At 53.1% G+C, this 26,144-nt stretch carries 27 protein-coding genes; 8 read left to right on the top strand and 19 right to left on the bottom strand.

All coding sequences use genetic code 11. The annotated features are described in order from the left end of the window. Positions 1-138 precede the first annotated feature (138 nt). Complete coding sequence (locus tag V7775_RS24000; RefSeq protein WP_335754465.1) at positions 139-1,434, bottom strand: tyrosine-type recombinase/integrase; 1,296 nt, start codon at positions 1,432-1,434, stop codon at positions 139-141. Between the two features lie 79 nt (positions 1,435-1,513). On the opposite strand from V7775_RS24000, the gene V7775_RS23995 reads away from it, so the two are divergent. Next, entirely contained in the window at positions 1,514-2,194 is a 681-nt protein-coding gene (locus tag V7775_RS23995; protein ID WP_335754464.1) for a LysR substrate-binding domain-containing protein, read from the top strand. Between the two features lie 124 nt (positions 2,195-2,318). Here V7775_RS23995 and V7775_RS23990 read toward each other — a convergent pair whose 3' ends face one another. From V7775_RS23990 to V7775_RS23945, 10 genes are all read right to left on the bottom strand, one after another. Continuing rightward, a complete protein-coding gene (locus V7775_RS23990) occupies positions 2,319-3,392 on the bottom strand; it encodes a DUF1513 domain-containing protein (RefSeq protein WP_335754463.1) in 1,074 nt (357 codons plus the stop codon). 1 nt (position 3,393) lies between these two features. Further along, complete coding sequence (locus V7775_RS23985; protein WP_335754462.1) at positions 3,394-4,410, bottom strand: imelysin family protein; 1,017 nt, start codon at positions 4,408-4,410, stop codon at positions 3,394-3,396. Continuing rightward, positions 4,407-5,903: a di-heme oxidoreductase family protein gene (locus V7775_RS23980; protein ID WP_335754471.1), complete on the bottom strand. Its 1,497-nt coding sequence runs from the start codon at positions 5,901-5,903 to the stop codon at positions 4,407-4,409. Before V7775_RS23980 ends, V7775_RS23985 begins: the two co-directional genes overlap by 4 nt. 16 nt (positions 5,904-5,919) lie before the next feature. Continuing rightward, positions 5,920-6,405 carry a bacterioferritin gene (gene bfr, locus V7775_RS23975; RefSeq protein ID WP_335754461.1) on the bottom strand — a complete coding sequence of 162 codons (486 nt, stop codon included), beginning with the start codon at positions 6,403-6,405 and terminating at the stop codon, positions 5,920-5,922. Further along, positions 6,371-6,646, bottom strand: a complete 276-nt coding sequence (locus tag V7775_RS23970; protein ID WP_335754460.1) for a (2Fe-2S)-binding protein — start codon at positions 6,644-6,646, stop codon at positions 6,371-6,373. Before V7775_RS23970 ends, bfr begins: the two co-directional genes overlap by 35 nt. A 10-nt stretch (positions 6,647-6,656) precedes the next feature. Beyond that, the gene (locus V7775_RS23965) at positions 6,657-7,664 is read right to left on the bottom strand and encodes a hypothetical protein (protein ID WP_335754459.1); all 1,008 of its coding nucleotides are present in this window, start codon (positions 7,662-7,664) and stop codon (positions 6,657-6,659) included. Between the two features lie 63 nt (positions 7,665-7,727). Next, entirely contained in the window at positions 7,728-8,990 is a 1,263-nt protein-coding gene (locus tag V7775_RS23960; RefSeq protein ID WP_335754458.1) for an imelysin family protein, read from the bottom strand. A 12-nt stretch (positions 8,991-9,002) separates the two neighbouring features. Next, the gene (locus tag V7775_RS23955) at positions 9,003-9,482 is read right to left on the bottom strand and encodes a hypothetical protein (RefSeq protein ID WP_335754457.1); all 480 of its coding nucleotides are present in this window, start codon (positions 9,480-9,482) and stop codon (positions 9,003-9,005) included. Then, on the bottom strand, positions 9,479-9,643 hold the full coding sequence (gene hemP / locus V7775_RS23950) for a hemin uptake protein HemP (RefSeq protein ID WP_335754456.1): 165 nt from the start codon (positions 9,641-9,643) through the stop codon (positions 9,479-9,481). The genes V7775_RS23955 and hemP overlap by 4 nt, the downstream gene beginning before the upstream one ends. Next, complete coding sequence (locus V7775_RS23945; RefSeq protein ID WP_335754455.1) at positions 9,640-9,807, bottom strand: hypothetical protein; 168 nt, start codon at positions 9,805-9,807, stop codon at positions 9,640-9,642. The genes hemP and V7775_RS23945 overlap by 4 nt, the downstream gene beginning before the upstream one ends. A 263-nt stretch (positions 9,808-10,070) precedes the next feature. Between V7775_RS23945 and hemN the strand changes: the two genes are divergently transcribed. Further along, positions 10,071-11,420 carry an oxygen-independent coproporphyrinogen III oxidase gene (hemN, locus tag V7775_RS23940; RefSeq protein WP_335754454.1) on the top strand — a complete coding sequence of 450 codons (1,350 nt, stop codon included), beginning with the start codon at positions 10,071-10,073 and terminating at the stop codon, positions 11,418-11,420. Between the two features lie 105 nt (positions 11,421-11,525). On the opposite strand, the gene V7775_RS23935 is transcribed toward hemN, so the two are convergent. Then, positions 11,526-12,095: a YcbK family protein gene (locus V7775_RS23935; RefSeq protein ID WP_335754453.1), complete on the bottom strand. Its 570-nt coding sequence runs from the start codon at positions 12,093-12,095 to the stop codon at positions 11,526-11,528. Positions 12,096-12,440: 345 nt separating this feature from the next. On the opposite strand from V7775_RS23935, the gene V7775_RS23930 reads away from it, so the two are divergent. From V7775_RS23930 to V7775_RS23910, 5 genes are read left to right on the top strand one after another with little or no spacing between them, the layout of a single operon-like run. Beyond that, positions 12,441-14,057 carry a L,D-transpeptidase family protein gene (locus tag V7775_RS23930; RefSeq protein ID WP_335754452.1) on the top strand — a complete coding sequence of 539 codons (1,617 nt, stop codon included), beginning with the start codon at positions 12,441-12,443 and terminating at the stop codon, positions 14,055-14,057. Between the two features lie 30 nt (positions 14,058-14,087). After that, complete coding sequence (gene lpxD / locus V7775_RS23925; protein ID WP_335754451.1) at positions 14,088-15,179, top strand: UDP-3-O-(3-hydroxymyristoyl)glucosamine N-acyltransferase; 1,092 nt, start codon at positions 14,088-14,090, stop codon at positions 15,177-15,179. Positions 15,180-15,210: 31 nt separating this feature from the next. After that, positions 15,211-15,474 (top strand): acyl carrier protein, encoded by a 264-nt coding sequence (locus tag V7775_RS23920; RefSeq protein ID WP_335754450.1) that lies wholly within the window; start codon positions 15,211-15,213, stop codon positions 15,472-15,474. Beyond that, positions 15,471-16,679, top strand: coding sequence for a beta-ketoacyl-[acyl-carrier-protein] synthase family protein (locus V7775_RS23915; protein WP_335754449.1), 1,209 nt, complete (start codon positions 15,471-15,473; stop codon positions 16,677-16,679). The genes V7775_RS23920 and V7775_RS23915 overlap by 4 nt, the downstream gene beginning before the upstream one ends. Position 16,680: 1 nt before the next feature. Then, entirely contained in the window at positions 16,681-17,076 is a 396-nt protein-coding gene (locus V7775_RS23910) for a VOC family protein (protein WP_335754448.1), read from the top strand. 51 nt (positions 17,077-17,127) lie between these two features. On the opposite strand, the gene V7775_RS23905 is transcribed toward V7775_RS23910, so the two are convergent. Next, positions 17,128-17,766, bottom strand: a complete 639-nt coding sequence (locus V7775_RS23905) for an invasion associated locus B family protein (RefSeq protein ID WP_335754447.1) — start codon at positions 17,764-17,766, stop codon at positions 17,128-17,130. A gap of 503 nt (positions 17,767-18,269) precedes the next feature. On the opposite strand from V7775_RS23905, the gene V7775_RS23900 reads away from it, so the two are divergent. Beyond that, on the top strand, positions 18,270-19,865 hold the full coding sequence (locus V7775_RS23900) for a helicase HerA-like domain-containing protein (protein ID WP_335754446.1): 1,596 nt from the start codon (positions 18,270-18,272) through the stop codon (positions 19,863-19,865). A 59-nt stretch (positions 19,866-19,924) separates the two neighbouring features. Here the strand turns inward: V7775_RS23900 and V7775_RS23895 are convergent, their stop codons facing one another. From V7775_RS23895 to V7775_RS23870, 6 genes are all read right to left on the bottom strand, one after another. Beyond that, a complete protein-coding gene (locus V7775_RS23895) occupies positions 19,925-21,262 on the bottom strand; it encodes a branched-chain amino acid ABC transporter permease (RefSeq protein WP_335754445.1) in 1,338 nt (445 codons plus the stop codon). Next, a complete protein-coding gene (locus V7775_RS23890; protein ID WP_335754444.1) occupies positions 21,259-22,272 on the bottom strand; it encodes a branched-chain amino acid ABC transporter permease in 1,014 nt (337 codons plus the stop codon). Before V7775_RS23890 ends, V7775_RS23895 begins: the two co-directional genes overlap by 4 nt. A 1-nt stretch (position 22,273) precedes the next feature. After that, positions 22,274-22,834, bottom strand: coding sequence for a hypothetical protein (locus V7775_RS23885; RefSeq protein WP_335754443.1), 561 nt, complete (start codon positions 22,832-22,834; stop codon positions 22,274-22,276). Positions 22,835-22,839: 5 nt separating this feature from the next. Next, positions 22,840-23,658: an ABC transporter ATP-binding protein gene (locus V7775_RS23880; protein ID WP_335754442.1), complete on the bottom strand. Its 819-nt coding sequence runs from the start codon at positions 23,656-23,658 to the stop codon at positions 22,840-22,842. Continuing rightward, positions 23,655-24,437 (bottom strand): ABC transporter ATP-binding protein, encoded by a 783-nt coding sequence (locus tag V7775_RS23875; protein ID WP_335754441.1) that lies wholly within the window; start codon positions 24,435-24,437, stop codon positions 23,655-23,657. The genes V7775_RS23880 and V7775_RS23875 overlap by 4 nt, the downstream gene beginning before the upstream one ends. A gap of 114 nt (positions 24,438-24,551) precedes the next feature. Beyond that, complete coding sequence (locus V7775_RS23870) at positions 24,552-25,745, bottom strand: ABC transporter substrate-binding protein (RefSeq protein ID WP_335754440.1); 1,194 nt, start codon at positions 25,743-25,745, stop codon at positions 24,552-24,554. Positions 25,746-26,144 lie beyond the last annotated feature (399 nt).

The raw sequence follows: 26,144 nt of genomic DNA, 5'->3' as shown, positions 1-26,144 counted from the left end.
CGTTTCCAAAAATGATTATAACCTATTGAAATCAGGTGGCCTGTTTTTTTACTGGTTTCCAGTATAATTTGTTGAATTCGCAGGATATACACGCTCCAGCTGGGACCACCACCTCTAAAAATTACACCATTAAATCAGCTATTTATGATGCTGTTTTGGCAAAAGTCCGAGTGTTTTGCCACTTTCTTGTTCTGTAGGTGTTCCCGGCACCGCAGCGTGGCGGTTGACGGATTTAGTGTAGTGCTCGATCTCACGCAGTGATTCATGCCCTGTCCATGCACCAATCTGGTGAGGCGTTGCGCCAGCATGTGCGAGCTGTGTAGCACGGTATTTTCTGAGGCCGTGTGCGCTTTTTTCAATGCCGACGGCACGCGCTGCGCTGCTGATCACGCCACCTATTGAATTTGCTGATCTCGATTTTCCGTGGATTGTTGCAAGGAATGTTAGGTGATGTTCTTCGCGCGCATCGATCGCGGCATGCATCGTCTCTCTGTCTGTTGATAATGCTACGGCATAAGAGGGAAGAACACACCGCCAAGGACAGTATGCCATGCTACCTGTTTTCTTCTGGGTGTAGGCGATGACGCCGTCTTTTCCGACATGTTGTGGGCCCAACATCACCGCGTCACTGATTCGCGCTCCTGACCATTGCAGCAGTTCCATCGCAAGGCGCTGGCGTGTCTCGAGCGGCCAGTGATTGCGGAATGCCTGCACATCGTCTGCTGTCCACGCAGGATGGCCATCTGTTGGTGCCGTTCGGGGCAGCGCCACACGTTCCGTTGGGTCGCTGTCTAAGAAACCGTTAAGGATGGCCCACTTAACCACCCAACGCCAGGTTTTGCGTCTGTGCCCAGATGCGTTGGCGTTGTCCACGTCTTTCTGGATGTGGCGGCGCTCTAGGCCTCTGATCGGCCCTGGTCCATAGCTTTCCCAAATATCGTCCGCATGACGTCTTATCATAGCGCGGTAGGCGGGACTGACTGTGTGAATATCCTCACTCGCAAGGCATGCTGTGAAGACTGCGCCAATACTTCCTGCTTTGTGCCGACCCTGTACCCGTTTCGGTGCTTCTCGGGCGGCTGTATATGCCTTTAGAAATTCGGGATCACTGGTGGGCAGATCAGGCAAGCGTACATCGGGGCCATCGTTGCGTCTGACGTAAAGGTACATTTGTCCACTGGGCGCCTTAACGCGTTTTATGCCCTTGAGAGTTACCGTTGTTGGGCTTTTTTTTGTGAATAATGCGTCGCATAGTTCTACCTCATTTTGAGTGGAGCCTACGCGCACATCGCAACTGGCTGCAATGATTTCCACTTTTCCGCCCGAATGCACGATGACACGACCGACCTCAACGCCGGCCGCGAGAACGCCCAAGACCGCCCGTTCGATCGCCCTCTCGGTTGTTCTGCTCGATATCGAGCGGTCATTTCCCATCACACATCCCCTCGCATCACCACAGGCACCCATGCGTCAATCGTAGCGATCTGGGCGCGGCTCAGGCCATGCACGAGGCATGAAGCTCACTGTTGATGGTGCAAAACTGCTCCCCGTCGCTCATCATATTCTGTCAGAGCTGGGACGTGTCCGCTCAATGTTTGCTCAGCCATTGCGGGGCAAGGTTAAGGTCGGAATTCCTGATCATTACGATGATATGATCTTTGAAACGGCCTTGGTTGAATTCAGTAGGGCCTATCCAGAGGTCGATATGACAGTCACATCTGGTTGCACTTCAGGTTTCGCAAAAGAGATTGAGGCAGGTCGATTAGACATCGCGGTCGTCAACAGCATTGGCAGTCATTCTGGTGAGATCTTGGAAACCGAAGCAACCCATTGGGTTGAAGGAGATGGTTTTGAGTACCGTCCAGAAGACCCTCTACCGCTGGCCGTTCTTGACCGGGACTGTTGGTGGAGCGAAATGCCTGGTAAGGTCCTAACAGAGCATGACCGCGCGTTTAACATCAAATTTCGAAGCGAGAGCTTTTCTAACCTGCGTTGTGCCATCCGGGCAGGCCTAGCCATTGGCGTTTTACCTGCAAGGGCTGTGCAACAGGGGATGAGGATTGCGGATAAGTCACGGAATCTACCTGCATTACCCGCAGTGACACATTCATTTCTCTTTTCCGCAACAGCACCGCAGGATGTGGTTCAAGAGATGGCGAGTAAGCTGCGAGACGGTATTCGCAAACCCTCCTGATGTGGCCGTGACGTCACAGACATCACAACAACTGGCCGCTAATCATAGTGGGCCGTGCAGATGAAGGGTTGGTGACCCTGTTATCAACTAACCTAAGTTCAACATTGAACGCGTCTATAAACATTCAAACCACAATCAGGTGATTGTCCCACATATACGCCGAATTTTTCCTCAGGTTTTGTTGGTTACCCGTAAGATTACCGATGTCGCCAGTACCCGATGTCACGGCATATCCACGGGCATGGGGCGCGACCCCACACACGTCTGTGATCGCAAATGAATCCAAAAGGGTATGACGTTCTGCATCATAGATCTGAACCAACCCACCGCGCGGTGAGGTCACAGCAATCGTTTTGGCGTTCTGTTCGAACGCGATGCTACCGATGTATCCATTCATGATACCAACCTGTTCGGGTGGCGCTTCAAACAGAATGGCCTGCACGCCCATCCGGTGCAGACCCACAAGGGATGCGACCGCTTCGTCGCCCTGCCACTGCATGCCAAAGGCGACAGCCCCATCATTGCTGAGCGCGAGGTGGCGGATCGAATTCTTGTGCATCTCTGAGGGCAGGATCATCACGTCGTCGACGTGACCCGCAGTGATATACGCCAGATTGGGCTCCATGGTTGGGATGTTCAGCTTAGCGCGGCCGGATTCTGGATGTGTATCAATCCCGCCATTTGCAACGACCAGCGTATCTGTGCCCGGTAACCGTTTGATATCATGCGGGCCAATGCCACCGCTGCTGAACTCACCTGAACGGACATATCCGTTTGTTACGTCCCAAACGCCAATACGCCCACGACCGACCTCATAATCGTTTTCAGTGGTGAACAGCCAATTCCCATCCTGTGAGAACGTTCCATGACCATAAAAATGACGCCCCTCAGGCGCGTTAAGCTGCGCTGTTTGTTCTCCGGTCACGCAGTTGATCACCACAGCATAAGTTCCGGGACGGCGGGCAAATGCTACGGCTTCGGGGCGGGCGGGGTGCGCCGCGGCAGCGTGACCACGAGATGGCAGCCCAACCTCAAAGAGGATTTCAAAACTGTCTGAAACACCGCATAAGACAAATGATCTGTCAGGCTTTGCCGCTGCTGTCAGATAGGATGGTGCCCCCGCGTCCGCCCATGTTGGTTTTGGGATCAGTCCTGTAGCCAGCAACCCACCCAAAAAATGACGCCGATCTGTTTTCATCTTAGTCACCATCAAGCGCATTAAATCCCGCGGCCACGCCCAACGTCGGACCAAGTTCGGCGCTGATGAGTGCACGGGTTGTGTCTATTGATTGCTGGATCACCTCGATTCTAAGGTGCGTTTGTGGTGCCGCAACCGAGGCAAAGGTGGGATCATCTAGATTTTTGAGAAGGGTAAGTGATTTTCCAAAGTTTGTTTTGATCCGCAGCGCCAGATCAGGATCACCCTGCGCAAGTTTGCGAACCAGATCATCAAGCGCTTCAAGGCTCAGCGTGACATGGCGGGACGAACGTTTGGAGCGCCATGCCTCGGCGCGTTTCGGGCGTGGGCGATCAAACGTACCCAAAGGGCGACCCAATCGGGTTTCAGAAGTGAATTGCAGACCAGCGGTCAAAGCTTTGAACAATTCTTGCAGGACTTCATCGTTTGATCGATATGTGCCCGTCGGTTCAGGCTGCAACAGTTTGGGAGCATAGGTTTCTTGCCAATCCGTTAGAATGGCTGCGCTGGTGGATGCGATATCGGATGTAAGAGTTTGAATTAATGTACAACGATAACCCGCATCCCCCAATTCGTTAAACCCATCATCATACAGAAGGAACTCAAACGCGTAAAAACCACGGGCCGCAATTGAAACGTCGCTATAGGCGTCGGCAGAGGCCACAACAGGATCTTGGTTTGAAATCAACGCAGTTAGAGATTTGGGTGTGACCCCACGGCTATCCGGCCAAAACGCCAACGCAAAGGCGCGATCATCAACCTCTGTAGGGCCAAATCGCAAATGGCTTGCCGATACCCACGCGTCAAATGAAGCCCCATACGCGGCGCGCAAAGGTTGAGATCGAGGCGAGCAATCATTGCCCGCGGCAATCGCTAGGTCAGCAGAAAGATTTGCAAGGGATTGAAACCGAGTTAGAATATGGGAGTCCACAATTTGCGACACGATAGGGTTAGGTGTTTGTGCCGTCACAGCCATGGGGGCAGCAACTAATGCAGCCATCAATAGAAAACGGTTCATAAGCTCTCCAGATAGGCGATCAGAGCATCCCTATCCGCCGTGGGTAATTGAATGACGGTTTCGCGTTGTGTTGCCGCTTCTCCGCCGTGCCACAAGACTGCTTCCAAAAGAGATCGCGCCCGACCATCATGCAAGAAATAGCTGTGACCGCTGACTTGTTGCGTCAGGCCGATCCCCCACAACGGTGGTGTACGCCACTCATCACCGCTAGCGCGGGCTTCGGGGCGGTTATCAGCTAGGTCTGGCCCCATGTCATGCAGCAGCAAATCGGTGAACGGCCAAATTAGCTGGAAGCTCTGTTCTGGTTGATCTTCAAGCCTGTGCGTCACGAAGTTGGGAGTATGACAGGACGTGCAGCCCGTATCATAAAACACGTCCTTACCGCGCAGAACCTGCGGATCGGCTACGTTACGGCGTGCGGGCACACCAAGGTTGCGGCTATAGAACGATACCAAATCAAGGCCTTCTGCATCAATTTCAAAGACGCGGTCATCCTTGTCGCCGTGCGGGGCGTTTATACATTTGATCTGCACATCGGTGCATTCACCTGCCGGATCTTGGGAAACCGGATTTGATATCCCGATATCACCTGAAAATGCTCCGGCTGATTGTTCCAAAACAGTGGGTTTACCAGCCTTAAGGCCAAAGCGGCCCAGCATCGGTTTATCATACACTGCGGACCAGATCACGTTTGGGCGCCCCGATATGCCGTTTTCATCCAAATCTTCGGGATCAGCACCCGCCAGAATGTCAGCGGCGGGGATCGCCTCAAGCAGGCCAAGCCCGATCATCTGGGGCGCCACACGCGGGCTGAGCATGGCATCAGGATGTAGTGACCCATACCCTAGATCAGCCGCGGCGTAGGTCGGATGGCGCAATGACACCTCTAGACCATCAGCAAGTGAGACAATCTCTTCTTCATAGGTGATGTCCATCCGGTATTCTGAAGCGTGCCCTTGGACGGCAAAATCCTGTAGCTGCGTGCCATAGGTCGGATCGGGCAGGGTGGCAAGGTAACCCTCGATCTGCTCAATACCGTCTTCCGGCTGGCCAGGAATGGAGATGCGAAGAAACATCGAAATCGAGTTGTCATCAGGTGATTCAGGGGGATGACCACGCCCGTCTTTGATGTGGCACCGCTGGCAAGACCGCGCGTTATACAACGGCCCCAGCCCGTCCGAAGCAAGTGTAGAGGAGGGTGAGGAAACCCACAGTTTGCGAAACAAACCATTGCCGACCTTGAAATTCAGCTCATCCTCAAAGGTGATGTTGCCCGAGGGTTGCGAAAACGCATCTGCATTTCGGCGCACGCGAACAGTAGCAGCACCAGCTGGCTTTTCTTCATAAGTCTGTGGTTTGGAAAAATCAGTTGTGAGCTTTGTAATTGCAGCGATCCTTGCGACTTCACCTGCGGTTCTTGGAATGATGTTCAGATGCGGATCATCCAGTTTCCAAACGGGTGTCTGCGCGGCGGCGACAGTCCCTAGAACCATCGCCGTGCTGGCAAGACTACTCAGCTTCATCCATCTTCGATGCATTAAGAAGTGCATATTTTTCTTCACCCAGTTTTGCGATAAGGTCGAGTTGCGTTTCGAGGAAATCAATATGACCCTCCTCGTCGGTCAGCAATTCCTCAAAGAGGTTTTTGGTAACAAAATCACCAACCTTTTCGCAGTGTTTACGTGCTTCCATGTACAAATCACGGGCGCCATGTTCAGCGGCCAAATCACATTCAAGAGTCTCTTTTGGGGTCTGTCCGATACGAAGCGGGTCAAGCTTTTGCAGGTTTGGATGACCACCGAGAAACAGGATGCGCGTAATCAGCCTGTCGGCGTGATTCATCTCCTCGATGCTTTCCTCACGGGATTTCTTTGCCATGTGGCCCAGGCCCCAGTCGTCTTGCATCCGGTAGTGTAGCCAATACTGGCTAACGGCGGTTAATTCACCGCGCAGTGCATCGTTAAGGTATTCGATTACTTTTTTGTCGCCGTTCATCATGGTTTTCCTGTGTTATTCCGTGTCGTAAATTACGGAGTTGCATGGGGACCGTCATATTTTGATTTGTGCGCATGGTGGCGAGAAAGAGGGGCATACAACCGCCGCAATCTGCGGTCTTCCCAAGCGCACGATAGAGCTTTCCAGGCGTGATGATTGTCCGTTTGTCAGACGCTCGAATCCAATCTATGGTTGCATGAATATCATGATCCGAGATGTTTTGACAATGACAGACAATCATCACGTGTTCCTTAGAAAGAGAGAACCGCGGAAAGACCAACAGCTGTTGATTTCTCGCCGCCAACGTCAAAGCGTGCGACGCCAAAGTTCACTTCGAGCTGTTCGTTGATTGCGCGATCGACACCCAGCGTCAGCATGCTGTCTGTGTCTTCATCAGTGTCAATCACAGTCGCCACTGCCGAGAATGTCCAATCTTCAACGCCGTACGCACCGCCGAAGGTGACATATGTCGCATCTGCGTCTGCACCCCCTGCACCGTTGAAATGCGCAACCTCACCGATCATGTCAAAGCCATTGCCAAAATCATGAGTTAGACCCGCAACAATGCCTGTTTCATCAGAAACATCACCTGTACCTGCGGACAAATGGCGCGCGCCAATCCATGCTTCTGTGTCACCAAAGGCTTGGGTGTATTGGATGGAAAAGTTGTTCAGCTCACCTGTGTTTCCAACGCCGCCGTCATCAGCAGAATTTTGTCCACGTCGGTGACCAATACTGTCGCTGAGCGCTGTATCATCCGCATAAAACGCAGCAAACGACAGTGTTCCGCCAGATGCAGAAACAGGTGTATCAACCGAAACACCAATCATTTCGCTCAGTTCATAATCTTCGGCCAGCGTTGTGCCGAAAAATCCAGGTGCTGCGTCCCATGCCACAGCAAAGACGGGGCTGATTTTACCGACGGATACAAATGTCTCGCCAAAGGCAAAACGCAATCCAAGCTCGTTTAGATAAAGCCCAAGATCTTCAAATGCGCGGTCATCCTCAGCATCTGTGACAGACTCAAGTGTGAGCTCACCAAAAACGCTGATCCGATCCGTTAGCGCAGCCTCAAATGCCGCTTCAAGCGTCAGGTACGTGTCTGATAGTTCCGCGCTGGAATCGTCAGCATCTACCGTGCTGTCTACGCCGATTTCTAGGCTGCCTTCCCATGTGAAACGCGCCTCTTGTGCAAACGCAGCTGTACCGCCAGCCAACCAGAGACTGCAAAGCCCCAGCGTCAGTGTTGTCTTCTTCATTAGTGATTTCCTGTTATGTTTTTATGAGTTCAACAAGGCTGGCTATCTGGCTGGCGGGTTGATTTATTGGAATACTGCGTTTGGATCGTCGAGGCTGTCTGAGCCTTCAAATGCGATCTGATCCAGACCAAGTACGTTGACCACACGCTCAATGGAGCGCGTCTGATCGATGAGGCCGTTAACGCCGTCCATGATCAATGCTTCGCCACCTTCATTGCCCCGTTCCAGCATCTGGTCATAGGCAAAGCCAGCCTCAGCAGCCGATTTGATACGACCCAGCGCCCTCATGGTGCTGCTCAGTTTTGTTTGCATTTCTGTATCCAGACCAGCATCCGCTTCGGCCACCATGTCAGACAGGGACGCGCCAGAAACCAATGTGCCATCTACCCGTACATATTCGCCCAGATACACGTTCTGAACACCTAGACCATCGTAGTAGTGGCTGTTGTGCGTGTTGTCTGAAAAGCAGTCGTGCTCTTCTTCGGGATCATTTAGCATCAGGCCAAGGCGCATCCGCTCACCAGCTTGTTCTCCGTAAGAAAGCGAGCCCATGCCTGTCAGAATAGCGGCAAGGCCGACGTTTTCATCTGCGTTCAGTTCTGTGCGGGCTTGCCCACCGTCTACCCACTGCGCGGTCATCCATTCTAAGTCGGACACCAGCAGATCGGTTGCCGCTGCCAGATATTCGCCCCGGCGATCACAGTTGTCGTTGGTACAGTCATCTGCCAGTCCATAGTCGGTCCAAGAACGGTTGCCCACGCCCTTGCCGTGACCATTCAGGTCTTGCCCCCAAAGCAGGAATTCAATCGCGTGATAGCCCGTTGCAACGTTTGCTTCGACGCCATCTGCTTCGTGCAGCGTTTCGGACAAAAGGGCAGGTGTGATCGCTGTCGCATCAATTGTAGTTCCGGAAAGCGAGAATGATGGGCTTGCAACAACGTTCAATGCTGCAAATTCATTTTCGTCAGACGGACCACCATAGGACGCATCCACATAGTCGATCAGCCCTTCGTCCAGAGGCCAAGCGTTCACTTTACCTTCCCAGTCGTCCACGATGGCGTTGCCAAAACGGTAAACTTCGGTTTGCTGGTAGGGCACACGCGCAGCAAGCCACGCCTGACGGGCCGCTGTTAGGTTTTCAGCGGATGGCGCGCTGATCAGCGCATTTACAGCCCCCTGCAGATGTTGCGCCGTGATCAGGCTGTCGCCGTATGTGGCTGCGGCGATATCTGCGTAGGTCGTTAGGACGTCGGTCTTCTCAACCGCAAATGCTGGCGATGCCAGCGCTATCAAGGCTACGGTCGTGAGGAGGTGGGGGCGTTTCATTAGGGGGTCCCTTTAGTGGAGTGTTGTTGATTGATGGTGAATAGGAGTGATGTCGCGCGGTGCGGCAAGGTGCATACGTTTCAATGCCAACCCAAAGTCGGCAGCACAGGATGTGACTACAGGCGCCATATCCACGCGCACCAGAAGCGTCGCGATTAGCATGGCATCCTCGCGTTCGCCCTCTGCTGCGGTGGCTATGAAATTAGCAAAACAGGATTCATCTGCGCCAAGGCATTTGCACTCAATAGAGTGCCGCATCAGTGGACGACGGCCATGAATGGCGCAGAGTGAATAAAGCTGTTCAAATGATTTTGCCGCTTTATGGCCTTGATCAACACCAAGGGCCGTCGAAAAGTCGCTGTGCACCTGTGCACGAGAGTCTGGTCCGTCCGACCAAAGCCTCAAATAGATGACCGAGGCTGCCTCGATGCTGTCCAACTCTGTGATGAAACCGACGGGCGCACCGCCGCGATTGCTGTGATCCTGCGTCATTTTGTTAAGATCAACTTGCCGGCCCGCGTTATCCGCAGGGTGTAAGTTTGATCGTCCAGAATGATCTGCGCCAGATCGCCGTTTTCCGTGAGGTCGCGCGCGGCATAAGCAGGCAAGCTTTGTGCGGCGGGGCGCTTGGGCGGTGTTGAATGAAAACTCATGCTGAACGCCCCTCATTTGAACGGGCATAATCGGTTGCCCATTCGGCAGACATTCCGGTTGTAGCCCCAGCAGCACTGAGTACTTCCAAGGCATCCAATTGATCGAAATTTTGCTTTGGCTTGGCATCGGTTTTCAGGATTGGTTTTTGTACGGTTCGCAACATTAGGAAGACCTCACTTGTCTGAGTGTCGGGCTTCCCAGTTTTGGAATCAGGGTGGCTTGACTTGCTTATTACCTGACTAAATCAGTTAGGTAAGTCAATCCGACAATTTTAGTCAGGATTGATTTGGGTCAATTTTCGCTTAAAACCAAAGTAACCTTTAGGAAATGATTAAAAAAAGCGGCATATCCAACCTTGATCCAAATCAATGCATTGATGGGGCAGGTTGGTATTACACACTCAACCGCGACCCAAAGGACCCTATTATGGACCCCGTACTTGAGCGCTATGCGACCAAAGCAACACCGCGCTACACAAGCTATCCAACAGCCCCCCATTTTCAAAACGATTTTCCGGAAGACCAATACCGAAGCTGGCTGTCCGCACTTGATACACAAAAACCTGTGTCACTTTACCTGCACGTGCCATTTTGTCGTCAGATGTGTTGGTACTGCGGATGTAACATGAAGCTGGCGTCTCGGTACGGCCCAGTAGAGGAATACGCAAAGACCCTGCGCAAAGAGATCAACCTGACTGCTGATGCACTGCCCGGTCGTATGACCATTTCGCACCTTCATTGGGGTGGGGGCACGCCCACCGCCCTTAGTCCCGATGATCTGGAAACATTGATGCAAGACGTCCGCGCACGGTGGGATTTTGCGCCAAACGCTGAGATCGCTATCGAAAGCGACCCGCGGACGCTAACGGCTGAAATGGCTGACCGTATTGGCAGCCTCGGGTTCACCCGCGCCAGTTTTGGTGTTCAGGAATTTGACATGAAGGTCCAAAAGGCCATCAATCGCATTCAGCCGCCCGCCATGGTGCGCACATCCGTTGAGCAGCTAAGGGCTGGTGGTGTGACTGGTGTCAACTTTGATTTGATCTATGGCTTGCCGTATCAAACCGTGGAATCCTTGGTGAAAACCGTAAAGATTAGTGCACAGATGCGCCCTGATCGGATTGCGTTGTTTGGGTATGCGCATGTGCCATGGATGGCGAAAAACCAGCGCATGATTGATGAGGCATCCCTACCTGACGCCACCGAACGCGCCGCCCAAGCCAAGGCCGCCGCTGACGCATTGCTGGCTGAGGGGTATGTCGCAATTGGCCTTGATCACTTTGCGCTACCCGACGACGATCTGGCCGTTGCCGCCAAAGACGGGAAGCTGCACCGGAACTTCCAAGGGTACACCACAGATCGCGCTGAAACGATGATTGGTTTGGGGTCCACTTCAATCGGGCGCACCCCGTCTGGCTATTTTCAGAACATTAGTGAAACGGGGGCATGGTCGCGTGCGGTTACCACCGGCCATCTGCCGATAGCAAAGGGATTACCCTTTGTGCCTGACGACCATCTGCGCGGTGATGTCATTGAGCGGCTGATGTGTGATGGATACGTTGACGCGGCTGCAATCGGGCGCACGCATGACGCTGCAGATGGATGGTGGTCGGATGCGTTTCTTTCCCTTGAAGAAATGCAAACTGATGGTCTGTTGGCCCTTTCGCAGGGGACAGTGCAGATGACCCCGCTTGGGCGTCCGTTGGTTAGGTTAGCAGCCGCCGCTTTTGATGCGTATCTACAAGAAAGCACTGCGCGCCATTCGGTTTCTGTATAACAGATTTACCGCGCACTTGGGTGCGCACAGATTAATTGCCACCCATAAGGCATAAAAAAAGCGCTCCAAAAGAGCGCTTTTCATCATTTCACAGGGTAGAGGTAATTACCGACCCCAAGTGCGAACTGTGCCGCAATCCATGTGAACAAAGTTGGAACCGGAGTAACGGCCAACACCGCCACCGCGACAAACAGCAGCTGCTTTGGCCATCTGGCTCACGGAACGTGAGTTCAGGCGAAGATCAGCGGCCTGACCTCGCATGTGCAAGGAGTTTTTTGCAACGCCGCTAGAGCGGGCGCGCAACATCGCGTTTGTTTTGGGGCTGCGGTAGCCGGACAACAACATGTATGGCTCATTCGGATCCATCAGGTTGTGGGCTGCGGCCATGATATCAACAGTACGAAGGTCCATTGTGACGGTATCGTTGGTCCGCCAGTCGCGCATGAAGTAATTCACTTCCTTCACCGCGTCTTTGATGTAGTCACCTTCAATCCAGTAGATCATATCGATCCGCTCGCCAGTGCGCCCTGAGTACATTTTTATGCGACGAATATCACCTGCGCCGCGCAGAAAACCTGCCGCATTCGCGAAAGTAGGGGCTGCGGTAACGGCCGTTGCTGCAAATGCGCCGAGAAGACCACGGCGGCTCATGCTGGTTGAACTGTTCACTGTCATAACTGTCTGTCCCGTTTCTTGCTCCGAAGAGCGTGCCTGTGGTTACTGCCAATGTGCCCGTGATGTTACACGAACGTTATTATCATCTCCCCAGATGCCTCTTCTCTATTGCATAGAGCAAAAAAGGAACCAAGAGATGAATCGGTTGTACGGGTGATACGGGGAATTTTCGGCAATTTTTTGCGCATATTGTGACAGATGTTACAGTGACAAAAATCTCGACGGTGCCATTTGGCACCAATGGGGGGATAAATCACCTCCATCTCGGCTTTGTGAATAGACTTAGTGCTTGCCGTTTAAGAATATTTCTCCAAAAAGAGACTAAGTTTTTTCAAGGAATATTTGATGTTGACTAGATTGCATATTTTTAATGCGCCAAAATCTGTTGCACTTGCGCTAGCGCTTGGAGCGTTATTTGTTTCAACGCCCCAGCAGGCCGACGCGCAAGTCACTGCATTCAAGCAAGCGGTGGCCGAAACCGGATCCCGTGATGACGACATCGCCAAATTCTACCGAACCCAAAATTTCGAAGGTATTTGGACTGGATCTGACGAAATTCACCAAGCACGCCGTGCCGCATTGCTTGATGCTTTGCGCCGCGCAGGCGATCACGGGTTGCCCGTTGCCCGCTATGATGCCGATGCCCTAGAACGTCAGATGGCAGGCGCGCGCTCGGCCCGTGATCTGGGTATGGTCGAAGTCGAAATGACGCGGATGTTCCTGCAATACGCGCGTGACATTCAAAGCGGCGCATTGGTCCCTCAAAAGGTTGTTTCGGCCATCAAACGCGAAGTGTCCTATACGGACCGCGCCGAGTTGATATCGGGCTTTTTGTCAGCCCGCCCGGCCGCATATTTGCGTAGCCTAGCACCGCGGACCGTCGAATATAACGCACTTATGAAGCAAAAGATGCTGCTGCAAGAGCAAAACTTGCGTGGCGGATGGGGCCCAACGGTGAATGCCGCTTCGCTAAAGCCTGGGGCCTCTGGCCCAGCCGTACTCACGCTGCGTAATCGTTTGATGAACATGGGCTATCTGGACCGTTCAAACGCAAAAACTTACGACAAAGCTATTTCAGCTGCCGTGGAAGCCTTTCAAAAATCGCACGGGCTAACGGCAGATGGTGTCGCGGGCGGCGGCACCATCAAACAGATCAACGAAGGCATAAACACCCGCCTGAAATCGGTACTGGTTGCGATGGAGCGCGAGCGCTGGTTGAACAGGGAGCGCGGTGACCGCCATATCCTTGTGAATATCCCTGACTTCACAGCCAAAATTGTGGACCATGGCCGCGTCTCATTTGAAACCCGTTCAGTTGTTGGGGCCAATAAATCTGACAGACCCACGCCGGAATTCTCGGATTCAATGAGCCACATGGTGATAAATCCTAGCTGGTATGTGCCGCGCTCGATAATTGTGAACGAATATCTGCCCGCATTGCGTAGTAATCCCAATGCTGTGCGCCACATCGAGATCACAGATAGCAAGGGGCGTAAGGTAAACCGCGCTTCGGCAAACTTTGCAAAATACACTGCGCGGAACTTCCCGTATTCCATGCGACAACCTCCCAGCCGCTCAAACGCACTGGGGCTGGTTAAGTTCATGTTCCCAAACAAGTACAACATCTATCTACATGATACGCCTGCGAAATCTTTGTTTAGCCGCGAAGTGCGCGCCTATAGCCATGGATGTATTCGCCTCAATGACCCCTTTGATTTTGCCGAAGCCCTGTTGGCCCTGCAAGAAGATGACCCAATGGGCTATTTCAAAAGGCAGCTTGGTACAGGCCGCGAGTCGCGTGTGAACCTTGAGACTGCGGTCCCTGTACACATCATCTATCGGACCGCCTTTACGGATACGCGCGGAAAACTTAACTTCCGTCGCGATATTTATGGCCGTGATGCGCTAATCTGGGATGCGTTGCAAAAGGCAGGGGTGGAACTCACACGCGTTCAGGGTTAAATCTGCGCCAACCCTAGGGGAGCGCGCGACATGACCCATTCAGTTAAAGACATTGCAATGGCGTTGGGGGCACAAGCCTTCGGCGCCGTTGATATTTTGGTGACCAGTGCTGCAGAGCCTGCAACGGCTGGCCCTGACGATCTGGCCCTCGCGATGAACCCCAAATACGCCGAAAACTTGGGGCAGGGTACTGCCCGCGTTGCCATGTTGTGGGAAGGTGCCGATTGGCAGGCGTTGGGCCTAGAGGCTGCAATCATCGCGCCGCGCCCAAGGTATGCGATGTCAGGCCTGACCAAGATGCTGGATACGGGTCAAGGGTATGACGCAGGCATCCATCCAAGCGCTTTTGTCGATCCTGAGGCCGAACTGGGCGAGGGCGTAAGTGTCGGACCTTTGGCTGTGATCTCCAAAGGGGCCAAGATTGGTGCAGGCAGTGTGATTGGTGCCCAGTGTTTTATCGGTTGGAATACCACTTTGGGCGAGGGCGCGTATCTGCGCGAAGCCGTCAGCATCGGTGCCCGCGTTACCATTGGCGATCGCTTTATCGCGCAACCCGGCGCGCGAATTGGCGGGGACGGATTTTCCTTTGTCACCGCAGAGCCATCCAATGTTGAAACCGCGCGTAAGACCCTTGGCCATCAGGGTGAGGCAAAGGCGCAAGAATGGACACGCATCCATTCACTAGGCTCAGTTACTATCGGACACGACGTAGAAATTGGCATGGGCGCGACCATCGATTGCGGAACCATCCGTGACACCCAAATAGGCGACGGTACCAAGCTAGATAACCAAGTCCATATGGGACATAATGTGGTGATCGGGCGCAACAGCTTGATCTGTGGACAGGTGGGCATCGCCGGAACCGCCACAATCGGAGATAATGTGGTACTAGGGGGCCAGTGCGGCGTGAGCGATAATATATTTGTAGGAGACGGCGTGATTGCGGGCGGTGGCACAAAATTGATGTCAAACGTACCTTCCGGGCGTACCATGCTGGGATACCCCGCAACCCAAATGGACAAACAAGTAGAGAGTTATAAGGCATTGCGCCGCTTGCCGCGTTTGATGCGCGAAGTCGCCGAATTAAAAAAGGCTGTATTCAACAGCACTAAAGATACCTAATTACGGCCCCAATTCTCAATAGGAAAACCCCATGAGCGTTAAAGATCAGGTCATCGCCATCATCGCAGATCAGGCCCTGTTGGAACCCGAAGACGTTACGATGGACAGCACGTTGGAGAGCTTGGGCATCGACAGTTTGGGATTGGTCGAGAGCATCTTTGCGATCGAAGAGGCGTTTGATATCACAGTACCTTTCAACGCCAACAACCCGACAGAGTCGGATTTTGACATCACAAGCGTGGAGACCATTATCGCAGGGATTGAACGCCTGCGTTCAGAACAACCAAGCACATGAAACGGGTTGTCATTACTGGCGCGGGCACGATCAACGCGTTGGGTCACAGTGTTGCTGACACACTGGCCGCCATGCGCGAGGGCATTTGTGGGATCGGTCCACTGGATATTCGCGATGTGGACCGTTTGCAGATCAAGATCGGTGGGCAAGTCAAAGGGTTTGAGGCCGAGGGCCGCTATAACCGGCAGCAAATGTCACTGTACGACCGTTTCACACAATTCACCCTCGCGGCTGCACGCGAAGCGATTGAGCAATCAGGTCTTAGCTTTAGCGGTGAAACCGCAGCGCGTTCAGGTGTTGTGCTGGGCACCGCTGGTGGTGGCGTTAGCACGTGGGACGACAATTACCGCGCGGTTTATGAAGAGGGTAAAAACCGTGTGCATCCCTTTGTCGTGCCAAAGCTGATGAATAACGCCGCAGCCAGCCATGTGAGCATGGAGTGGAACCTCAAAGGGCCTTCCTTTACGGTTTCAACCGCTTGCGCGTCGTCCAATCACGCCATGGCACAGGCGTTTGCGATGGTCCGCTCTGGCATGGCACCCGTCATGGTGACGGGCGGTTCTGAATCCATGTTGTGCTTTGGCGGTGTGAAAGCGTGGGAAGGCCTGCGCGTCATGTCTAAAGATGCCTGCCGCCCGTTCTCGGCTAACCGCAACGGGATGGTTCAGGGCGAAGGCGCTGGTATTTTTGTCTTTGAGGAATATGAACACGCCCGTGCACGCGGCGCGGAGATTTTATGCGAGGTTGCTGGCTTTGCCATGTCATCAGATGCCTCTGATATTGTGATGCCTTCCAAAAGTGGCGCAGCGCGCGCTATGGCGGGCGCATTGGAAGACGCCGGCATTGATGCCTCGGAGGTCGGGTATATCAACGCCCATGGCACTGGCACCGCCGCCAATGATAAAACCGAATGCGCGGCCGTGGCTGATGTGTTTGGCCCGCATGCGGATAAGCTGATGATCAGTTCAACCAAATCCATGCATGGCCATTTGATTGGCGGAACAGGTGCCGTTGAACTGCTGGCCTGTATCATGGCGCTACGCGACGGAATTATTGCGCCCACAATCGGCTATCAAGAACCCGATCCCGAATGCGCGCTGGATATTGTGCCAAATGAAGCACGCGATGCCAAAGTCAATGTCGCCATGAGCAATGCATTTGCCTTTGGCGGTATGAACGCGGTTGTCGCCCTGAGGAAAATCTAAAATGCTCCAGAGCATTGCCCATATTGCACTGGTTGTGCGCGACTACGACGAAGCAATCCGTTTTTACGTTGATGTCCTTGGCTTTGATCTGATTGCAGACGAATACCAACCGGAACAAGACAAACGCTGGGTTTTGGTTCGCCCGAAAGGTGGGAGTGGCACTTCGCTGTTGCTTGCTAGGGCATCAACGCCAACACAAGATCCCTTTGTCGGCAATCAGTCGGGAGGCCGGGTGTTCTTGTTCCTAGAAACCGATGATTTTGAACGCGACCATGCGGCCTATGTCGCGCGCGGTGTCACCTTTGTGCGCGAACCAGTGAAACAACCTTACGGGACCGTGGCAGTGTTTGTTGATCTATACGGCAACCAATGGGATCTGATCGAGTTCAGCTCATAAAAAAAGCCGCACCAAAAAGGCGCGGCTCTCTCATTTCGATGAACTCAGGTTCTATTGGTTATTGAGAACTGAAACTTTTTCGTAAGAGGCTGTGAAACCTTCAAGTGAAAGCGTGAGGTCAACTTTTTGGTCAGGTGCAAGAGCAGGTACAATTACCATCGTTGCTTTGTTGCCGCGTTTGAACGCCGAAATGTCATCAGCTGTCAGGCCCAAACGGACATAACAACCAACAGGGTTACAAAACGCATAGGGATAACGGCGGGCTTTGCTACCATCGATGGAAACAGTCAGCTGAGAAGGTAAAGCGGTTTCCAGCGGAACGATGATCGTCGCGCCTGCTACGGCTTTACCACCCTCAGGCAAGCGGAACAGCGATACTTCGGCGACTGGCGCGCCTTGGCCGTCATCCATCAGCTGATACATCTGGCAAGGTTCTTCTTCGCCTTCTTCAACCTTGAGGCAGCGCATTTCCCACGCGCCGATTGTTTCACGCGTATACGGCTTGCCCAGCTCAGGGTTTTTGTCGGCATCTTCACCAAGGCTCAGTAAGTCTTCGACTGTTCCCGCAGGCTTGGGTGCTTCTTCTGTTTCGGGTGTTGTCTCGGGTGCCGTTGTTTGAGCAAAAGCAGCAGCAGGCGCAACTATAGCTAGAGCAGCGCATAGCGTCATGGCTGTTGAAAATTTGGTCATGAGAAATCCGTAGTTTGTTTGCAGTTAACCCGCTGTACCATTCTAGAAACAGGATGTCAGGGGGATAGAGCATTACAAGCATCACGATACAGCGCTTTTTTGCCTAAGTCTTGGGAAGAACCAGATAATATATAGATGCCCCCAATGAGCATCAGACATAAAAAAAGAGGGCACATAGCGCCCTCCCTTTCAATTCTTGGTATCTCCCTGTCGGACTGGGCCGACTTATTGGGTGTACGATATGCATGCAGGCGGCTCTGGTCAACCTGAAAGTCAAAATATTTGGGCTGCAGATTCAAACATTTGCTCAATAAACGGCATTTTTCAAAAAAGAGGCCGTACCCGAAGGCACGGCCAGTCTAACAGGGAGGAAGTGTCAACACCTCACGGACATATGAAGCGCAGACAAATTCACTATGGCGCATAAAGGTTAAGTAAGTATGCTCCGCTGGTGCGGTGACGCGTGTCGCGCTATTGGTGCTTTTTTACAGGAGACTTCGATCGTGAGTTCTGATCTTTTTATCGGCGGCGGTGGGCCGGACTATGGCACGCAGCAGTTTTTGTCGCTCAAATACGCCAACCGGCATGGATTGGTGGCAGGCGCCACAGGCACCGGTAAGACGGTCACGCTACAAATCATGGCCGAAGGTTTTGCCAACGCAGGCGTTCCTGTATTTTTGTCAGACGTTAAGGGCGACCTTAGTGGATTAGCCGTAGCCGGCGATCCAAACCACAAACTGCACGGCCCCTTTACCGAACGTGCCGAAAAGATCGGTTTTACCGATTTCAAGTACGAGGCATTTCCCGTCACCTTCTGGGATCTATTTGGTGAACAGGGCCATCCGGTGCGCACAACTGTGTCTGAGATGGGCCCGTTGTTGTTGTCTCAGCTACTCGACCTAACCGAGGCCCAAGAAGGCATTCTAAACATTGCCTTCCGCGTCGCGGATCAAGACGGCATGGCGCTGCTGGACCTCAAAGACCTTCAAGCGCTTCTTGTTTGGATTGGTGAAAACGCCAAAGATCTATCCCTGCGCTATGGCAACGTATCGACGTCATCGATTGGCGCGATCCAGCGCCGTTTGCTGGTGCTGGAAAACCAAGGCGGCACCAAGCTGTTTGGCGAACCGGCCTTGGCCCTGTCTGACTTGATGCGCACTGACGATGATGGCCGCGGGATGATCAACATCCTTGCCTCTGACAAGTTGATGGGGGCGCCCAAGCTTTATGCGACATTCCTACTGTGGCTGCTGTCCGAGCTGTTTGAGGAACTGCCTGAGGTAGGCGATTCAGACAAACCCAAGCTGGTGTTCTTCTTTGACGAGGCCCACCTGCTGTTTGACGACGCTCCAAAAGCACTGGTGGATAAAGTAGAACAGGTAGCGCGCCTGATCCGATCTAAAGGCGTGGGCGTTTATTTCGTCACTCAAAACCCTGCGGACGTCCCCGAAGACATCTTGGGGCAGCTAGGGAACCGTGTCCAACACGCCTTGCGCGCCTTTACAGCCAAGGACCAGAAAGAGCTGCGTCTGGCCGCACAAACCTACCGTGATAACCCAAGTTTCAGCACGGAAAAGGCTATTCGCGAAGTCGGAGTAGGTGAGGCAGTTACCTCGATGCTCCAGCCCAAAGGTGTGCCCGGTATTGTCGAGCGCACATTGATCCGTCCACCGTCATCGCAGTTGGGGCCAATCTCGGATGAGGAACGCCGTGCGTTAATGGCAGCCTCTGAAATGGCAGGAAAATACGATACATTGCTGGACCGCGACAGCGCATTTGAAACACTGCGCGGACGCGCAGAAAAAGCGGCCCTTGAAGCGGAAGCAGCCGAGGCCGCCATCGAGAAGGCGGAAGCTGAAGCAAAAGCCGCCAAGACAGCTGCCGCACAAACCCCATCCCTGCGTGAGTTTAAAAAGGCGCGCCGCTATGCGGGCAAAGCAACTGAGACACCCACACGTCGTTCCACCAGCAGCCGCAGATCAAGCAACAGCGAAGGCATTGGCGGAGCCATTGCAAATGTGGTGATCAAGGAGCTGAAAGGCACAACAGGACGCCGGATTGTGCGCGGCATTTTGGGCAGCTTGTTCAAAGGGCGCTAAGTGGGCCGAGGCTACCTAGTTAACAAACGCGCGCCAGAGAATATCTAGCGCGCGTTTTCTTATTTCTCGGGGATCAAACCACGGGGACTAAACCGCAGAACCAAGATCATGATTATACCCATCGTCATCAAACGCATCTGTGCAGCGCTATCCAACAGGTGCGCACGCAACCAGTTGTCCTCGGACATGCCAGAGGTGATGATATCCATAACAAACAGGCCAATCGGTTCAACCTGAACCCAGAGGAACCAGATCAGGAACCCCCCCAGGATTGAGCCCAAGTTGCTGCCAGAACCACCCACAATAACCATTACCCAAATCAGGAAGGTAAAGCGCAGCGGCTGGTAGGTGCCAGGTGTCAGCTGACTGTCCAGTGTGGTCATCATGGCACCTGCAACACCGCAAATGGCTGAGCCTAGGATGAACACCTGAAGGTGGCGTGCAGTGACGTCTTTGCCCATCGCCTCAGCGGCGACTTCGTTGTCACGGATTGCACGCAGCATCCGCCCCCAAGGGGAATTGAGCGCACGTTGGCTGAGCCAGAAGATAATCCCGAGGACAATGGCGAAGAGAACAGCATAGAGCAGCTTGACCCAAAGCGTTGATCCTTCAACCGGATCAAAACCCAATGCTGCTGCCCGTTCCACAAATGCGGCCGAGCTTTGTAGGTCCAGCTCATAAGGAACAGGACGGGGGATACCGACCACATTTTTCACACCACGCGAAAGCCAGTCTTCGTTCTTGAGCATCGCGATGATGATCTCGGCAATGCCAAGCGTCGCAATCGCCAGATAATCAGACCGCAAACCAAGTGCGGCCTTCCCAATGATCCACGCAGCACCAGCCGCAAACACCCCGCCAACGGGCCATGCGATCAACATGATCCAACCGTTCTGGCGATAGGTTTCTTCAGTGCCTGGGTTTAACCCGCCCAAATATCCTGTGGCTGCAGGGTTTACCTGTTCGATGAGTGCAACATTGGGATCAAGCATCCCCCGAAAAACAACAAACCCAAAGACCAAGATCGCCGTAATTGCAAGGCTCCGGTTTCGACCCGCCGCCATTCGCGCGTACGTGAACACGGCTGCCACAATCGTAGCAGCACCCAAGATCAAGGCAATGATGACACCCGGACCACCGGCACTAAAGGCACCCGGCGTGGCCGGCATGCCCACTAGTACCGCGGCCAAACCGCCCAAGGCAACAAAGCCCATGACACCGACGTTAAACAGGCCAGCAAACCCCCATTGAAGATTTACCCCCAATGCCATGATGGACGAAATCAGCCCCATATTCAGAATGAACATCGCGTTGTTCCAACCTTGGAAAAAGCCGGAAATGATGATCAACGAGAACACCACCACAAAGAGCAGTGTATTTTTTACAGTATCGGTCATGTTGTTGATTGCCCTTTAAAGAGGCCCGTTGGCTTGAGCAGGAGCACAATCAGCAAGATCACAAAGCTGACGGCGATTTTATAATCCGTAGACATCAGTTGCACGAGGCTGTTTGGTTCCAGACTTTCTGGCATCAGGTACACAAGCACCTTCTTCCACGCGTAGGTGATGGTCACTTCGGAAAAGGCGATCACAAATCCACCCGCAATAGCGCCCAGCGGACTGCCAATGCCGCCTACAACAGCAGAGGCAAAGATAGGCAGCAACAGCTGAAAATAGGTGAACGGTTTGAACGATTTATCTAGGCCGTACAGCGTGCCTGCGATGGTCGCCAGTGCAGCAACAATGATCCACGTCATCATCACAACGCGTTCGGGGTTGATGCCCGATAGCAGTGCCAGATCTTCGTTATCTGAATAGGCCCGCATGGACTTACCAGCGCGGGTTTTATTCAGGAACCAGAACAGCAAGGCCACAACAACAATCGCTGTGACAACAGTGATAAGTTGCGTTGTGCGAATGCCTAGACCTTCATCTAAACCTGTCAAGCGTTTGAAATCACGTGCAGAAATGATGAAACGTGGCCCGTCAGAAAAGCTTTGATCATCTGGTCCAATGATAAACCGCACAACGCCGTTCATCACAAACATCACACCCATAGACACGATCACAAGGATCACGGGTTTTGCTTTTTGCTCGCGGTAGAAACGATAAACCAATCGGTCCGTCGTCAGCACCAGCGCGATACATCCCAAGATGCCAAAGGGCAGGGCCAGCAGAGCAGTGGGTAGTGGCCCAAGGCTGATGCCCGCCGATTGCATGGCCCATGTCACCAGAATGGTGATCATCGTACCAAAGGCCATGGTGTCACCATGAGCAAAGTTAGAAAAGCGCAGGATGCCGTAGACCAGCGTAACCCCCAGCGCACCAATGGCAAGCTGACTGCCATAGGCAATACCGGGGATAAGCACGTAGTTGGCAAGCGCTACAATTGCGTTGAGAAAATCCATATTAGTCCCCGTCATTATTCTGTTTTAGAGCCCATTGGCACACATCTTCGCGGACACGGCACATTCCAACATAACCGTTTTCAAGATCACCCACAGACTCTAATATATTTCGGGGAGTTAGCTTAGCAGATGTCTCGCACTCTACGCGATCCAACGAGGTATCAATTTCACCTATTTTCAAGGTCTGCTGTGCCCCTGACGGGGCCCGCAAGTCGACCCACATTTGTCCCTTTTTCATACCGTTCGATACATCTGTAGCGATGTAACTGAGGCCACCCGAAATGTTCCAACCAAACAAGGAACTAATGCCGTTCTCACTCTCTGGTGGTGCTCCGATTAAGTCTGAGGATCCATATACCATAATGTGGCGTTTATCACCGAGTTGCAAAATTCGAAGCAAAATCGGTTTTGGTGAGATTTTTGCACACTCGCCGCTGGAACATTTTTCAAGCATCACACATTCGATGTGTGTTCCGCGATCTGAAGGTGCAGGAGTGGCCAGAGCCATACTCGCCATCAAAGTGAAAGCCGCTGTACTAAAGAGAAACTTTTTTTGGTACACGTCAATCACCCTCCCAAGAACGATTTACGGACTTCGGGATCGGCAAGTAGTTCCTTGCCCGTTCCGGTAAAGGCATTTGCGCCCTGCACCAAAACATATCCTTTATCTGCGATTTCAAGTGCTTGTCGCGCATTTTGTTCCACCATCAGGATCGGGATGCCTGTACGGGCAACCTCGATGATCCGGTCAAACAACTCGTCCATGACGATGGGCGAAACACCTGCTGTTGGTTCATCCAGCATCAGCACCTTGGGCTGTGTCATCAGCGCGCGCCCAACAGCAACCTGTTGGCGTTGACCGCCAGACAGCTCACCTGCCGCCTGATTGCGCTTGTCCCTTAGGATCGGGAAGAGGTCATAAATCTGCTCGATGGTCTGGCGGTAATCATCTTTGCGGATGAACGCACCCATTTCCAGATTTTCCTCAACGGTCATCGACGTGAAGATGTTTGAGGTTTGCGGCACAAACCCCATGCCCTTGGAAACCCGCGCTTGCGGCGAGAGGTTGGTGATGTCTTCACCGTCCAGCTTAACCGAGCCTGAGCGCACATCAAGCATGCCAAACACGGCCTTCATCGCTGTGGATTTGCCAGCGCCATTGGGGCCAACAATCACGGCGATCTCACCTTTATCAACCGCAATAGTGCAATCATGCAGGATGTCTGGGCCTTTACCATAGCCGCCTGTCATCATGTCGCCAATCAGGAATGGCCCGCCGGGGGAGGCATGGCTTTTTCCGCTGACCTTTGGCAAGAGTGATCCTTGGCCTTTTGCATTGCCGACGGACAAATCTTTGTTGCCGCGGTCGCTATATGGTTCGCTCATGCGCCCACCTGCTCTTTGTTCTTAAGACCAGTGCCAAGGTAGGCTTCGATCACCTGCTCGTTGGCTTTGATCTCGGCGAGGGTGCCTTGGGCCAATACGCGGCCCTCTGCCATGCAGATGACAGGGTCACAAAGGCGGCCAATGAAATCCATGTCATGTTCGATCACAACAAAGGTATAGCCGCGCTCTTGGTTGAGGCGAATGATCGCATCTCCGATGGTGTTGAGCAGGGTGCGGTTCACGCCAGCGCCAACTTCATCAAGGAATACGATCTTGGCATCCACCATCATGGTGCGGCCCAGTTCGAGTAGCTTTTTCTGCCCACCCGAGATTTGACCCGCTTTTTGGTCTGCCAAATGCTCAACAGTGAGGAATTCCAGCACCTCGTCCGCTTTGGCACGCAGGGCGCGTTCCTCGTCAGCGATGCGTTTGCGGCCAAACCATGTGTTCCACAGCGTCTCACCTGATTGCCCGCCGGGAACCATCATCAGGTTCTCACGGCAGGTCATGGAGTGAAACTCATGTGCGATCTGGAACGTCCGCAGCAGCCCTTTGTGAAACAGCGTGTGGGGCGGCAGACCTGTTATGTCCTCGCCAGCCATCTTTACAGTGCCCGAAGTAGGTTGAAGAACCCCCGCGATCACATTGAAAAGAGTTGTTTTTCCCGCTCCGTTAGGGCCAATCAGACCTGTAATAGAGCCTTCATTAATCGTTAGGCTTGCGCCATCAACGGCGTGAAATCCGCCGAAATGTTTGTGTAAATCGTCAACGACGATCATATGTCCCATCCCCGTATACGTGGCGCATGTCGTTGCATGTGCCCTAGCGTTTATGAAAACAGCCCGAGGATCTCCTCGGGCTGTTTCATGGTCATGCCCATTTGGGCAATTGTATTATTTAAAGCCTACGGTGGTGTTTGCACCATCTTTGACTTCGATCATGCGATAAGTACCCGCAGATTCACCTGGTCCGATCAGCTCAACCGCAGAGGCACCAACATAGTCGACGTCTTTACCAGCTTTGATCAGTTCCAGCGCTTTGCCCAGATCACCAGGATAGATTTTCTCGCCCGGTGCGTTTGCAACGTCGAGTATCTTATCCTTATAGTCAGCAGGATCTGTTGAGTCCGCCGCTTGCATGGCCAACATCAGCAGTGCTGCTGCATCATAGCTTTCTGGTGTGTACGGGGAGGACCCGTCAAAGCCTTCGGCTTTTGCCATTTCGACAAATGTCTCAATGCCTTTACCTTCGGAACCAGCGATTTGACCATAAGACCCGTTCAGGTCAGGGCCAATGTTTGCTGGCAGTGCGTCGCCGATCATGCCGCCGGGTAGGCCGAACTGCTCCCACGCGCCCGCATCAAGTGCTGCTTTGATGATGCCTGCGCCGCCTTGGTCAAGGTAGCCTGCGACAACCAGAATGTCACCGCCGGCAGATGCCAGTGCGCCAACTTCAGCAGAGTAATCCGCTTTGCCGTCTTCGTGCGCTGCAACAATAGTTACTTCGCCGCCAAGACCCGTAAAGGATGTCTCGATCGCGTCTGCCAAACCTTTACCATAGTCGTTGTTGGTATAGGTCAATGCGATGGATTTAACGCCACGCTCTTGCAGGATTTCTGCCATTACCTGACCTTCACGCGCATCGGATGGGGATGTGCGGAAAAACAGGCCGTTGTCTTCCATGGTGGTCAGGCCCGGGGATGTCGCGGAGGGCGAAATCATGACCATGCCGTTTGGAATAGCAACGTTCTGCAAAACAGCGCCAGTGACGCCGGAACAGTCAGCACCAACAATACCGTGAACGCCATCAGCGATCAGGCGTTCAGCGTTGGATACGGCCAGACCGTTATCAATACAGCCGGAATCAACGCGCATGGCTGTAACGGTTGCACTGTCCAGCAGCATGCCGCTTTCGGTGACTTCTTTAACCGCAACTTCAACACCAGAGGCCATCGGGCCTGTCAGCGATTCAATTGGGCCGGTAAAGCCAAAGATGATCCCAAGTTTAACTTCTTTTGCGTGACCACCGGCCATAGCGCTGGTTGCAACAAGTGCTGCAGCCGTTGTGGCCATAAGCATCTTTTTCATGTGTTTCTCCCATGTTGGAACTTTATGTTCATAGCGCAGCCTAAGCAGGGTTTCAGAAAAAGAGAAGCACAAATATTGCAGGGAAATGACCTGAAAGTAGGGTTCTTTACGGGACAATAGCCTGTTCGGCATATATCTTTCCGTCTCTCGGATTTTTGCTGAATTTTGGCGCGGTAGGGCGCTTGGGAATGTGAAGCACGTACAATACCTAATAAATCGGGATGAATCTCTGGATTTGATTAAGATGTTGGAGCACGCGCGCACCGACTACACGACGAGGTTGAGTGCTTTCTGGAGAGATAAATGTCCGTTTCTCTAATTGGGAGTTTGGGTCAAGCTCGTTTTTCTTGTTTCTTTTGGGTCTTTGTCACTCATCCGGGTCACGCTTCTCTTCGCAGT

It is taken from the genome of Sulfitobacter sp. (assembly GCF_036960155.1).
Taxonomy (GTDB): domain Bacteria; phylum Pseudomonadota; class Alphaproteobacteria; order Rhodobacterales; family Rhodobacteraceae; genus Sulfitobacter.
Note: the sequence above shows the minus strand (reverse complement) of the source record. Positions and strands in the feature narration are given on the sequence as shown.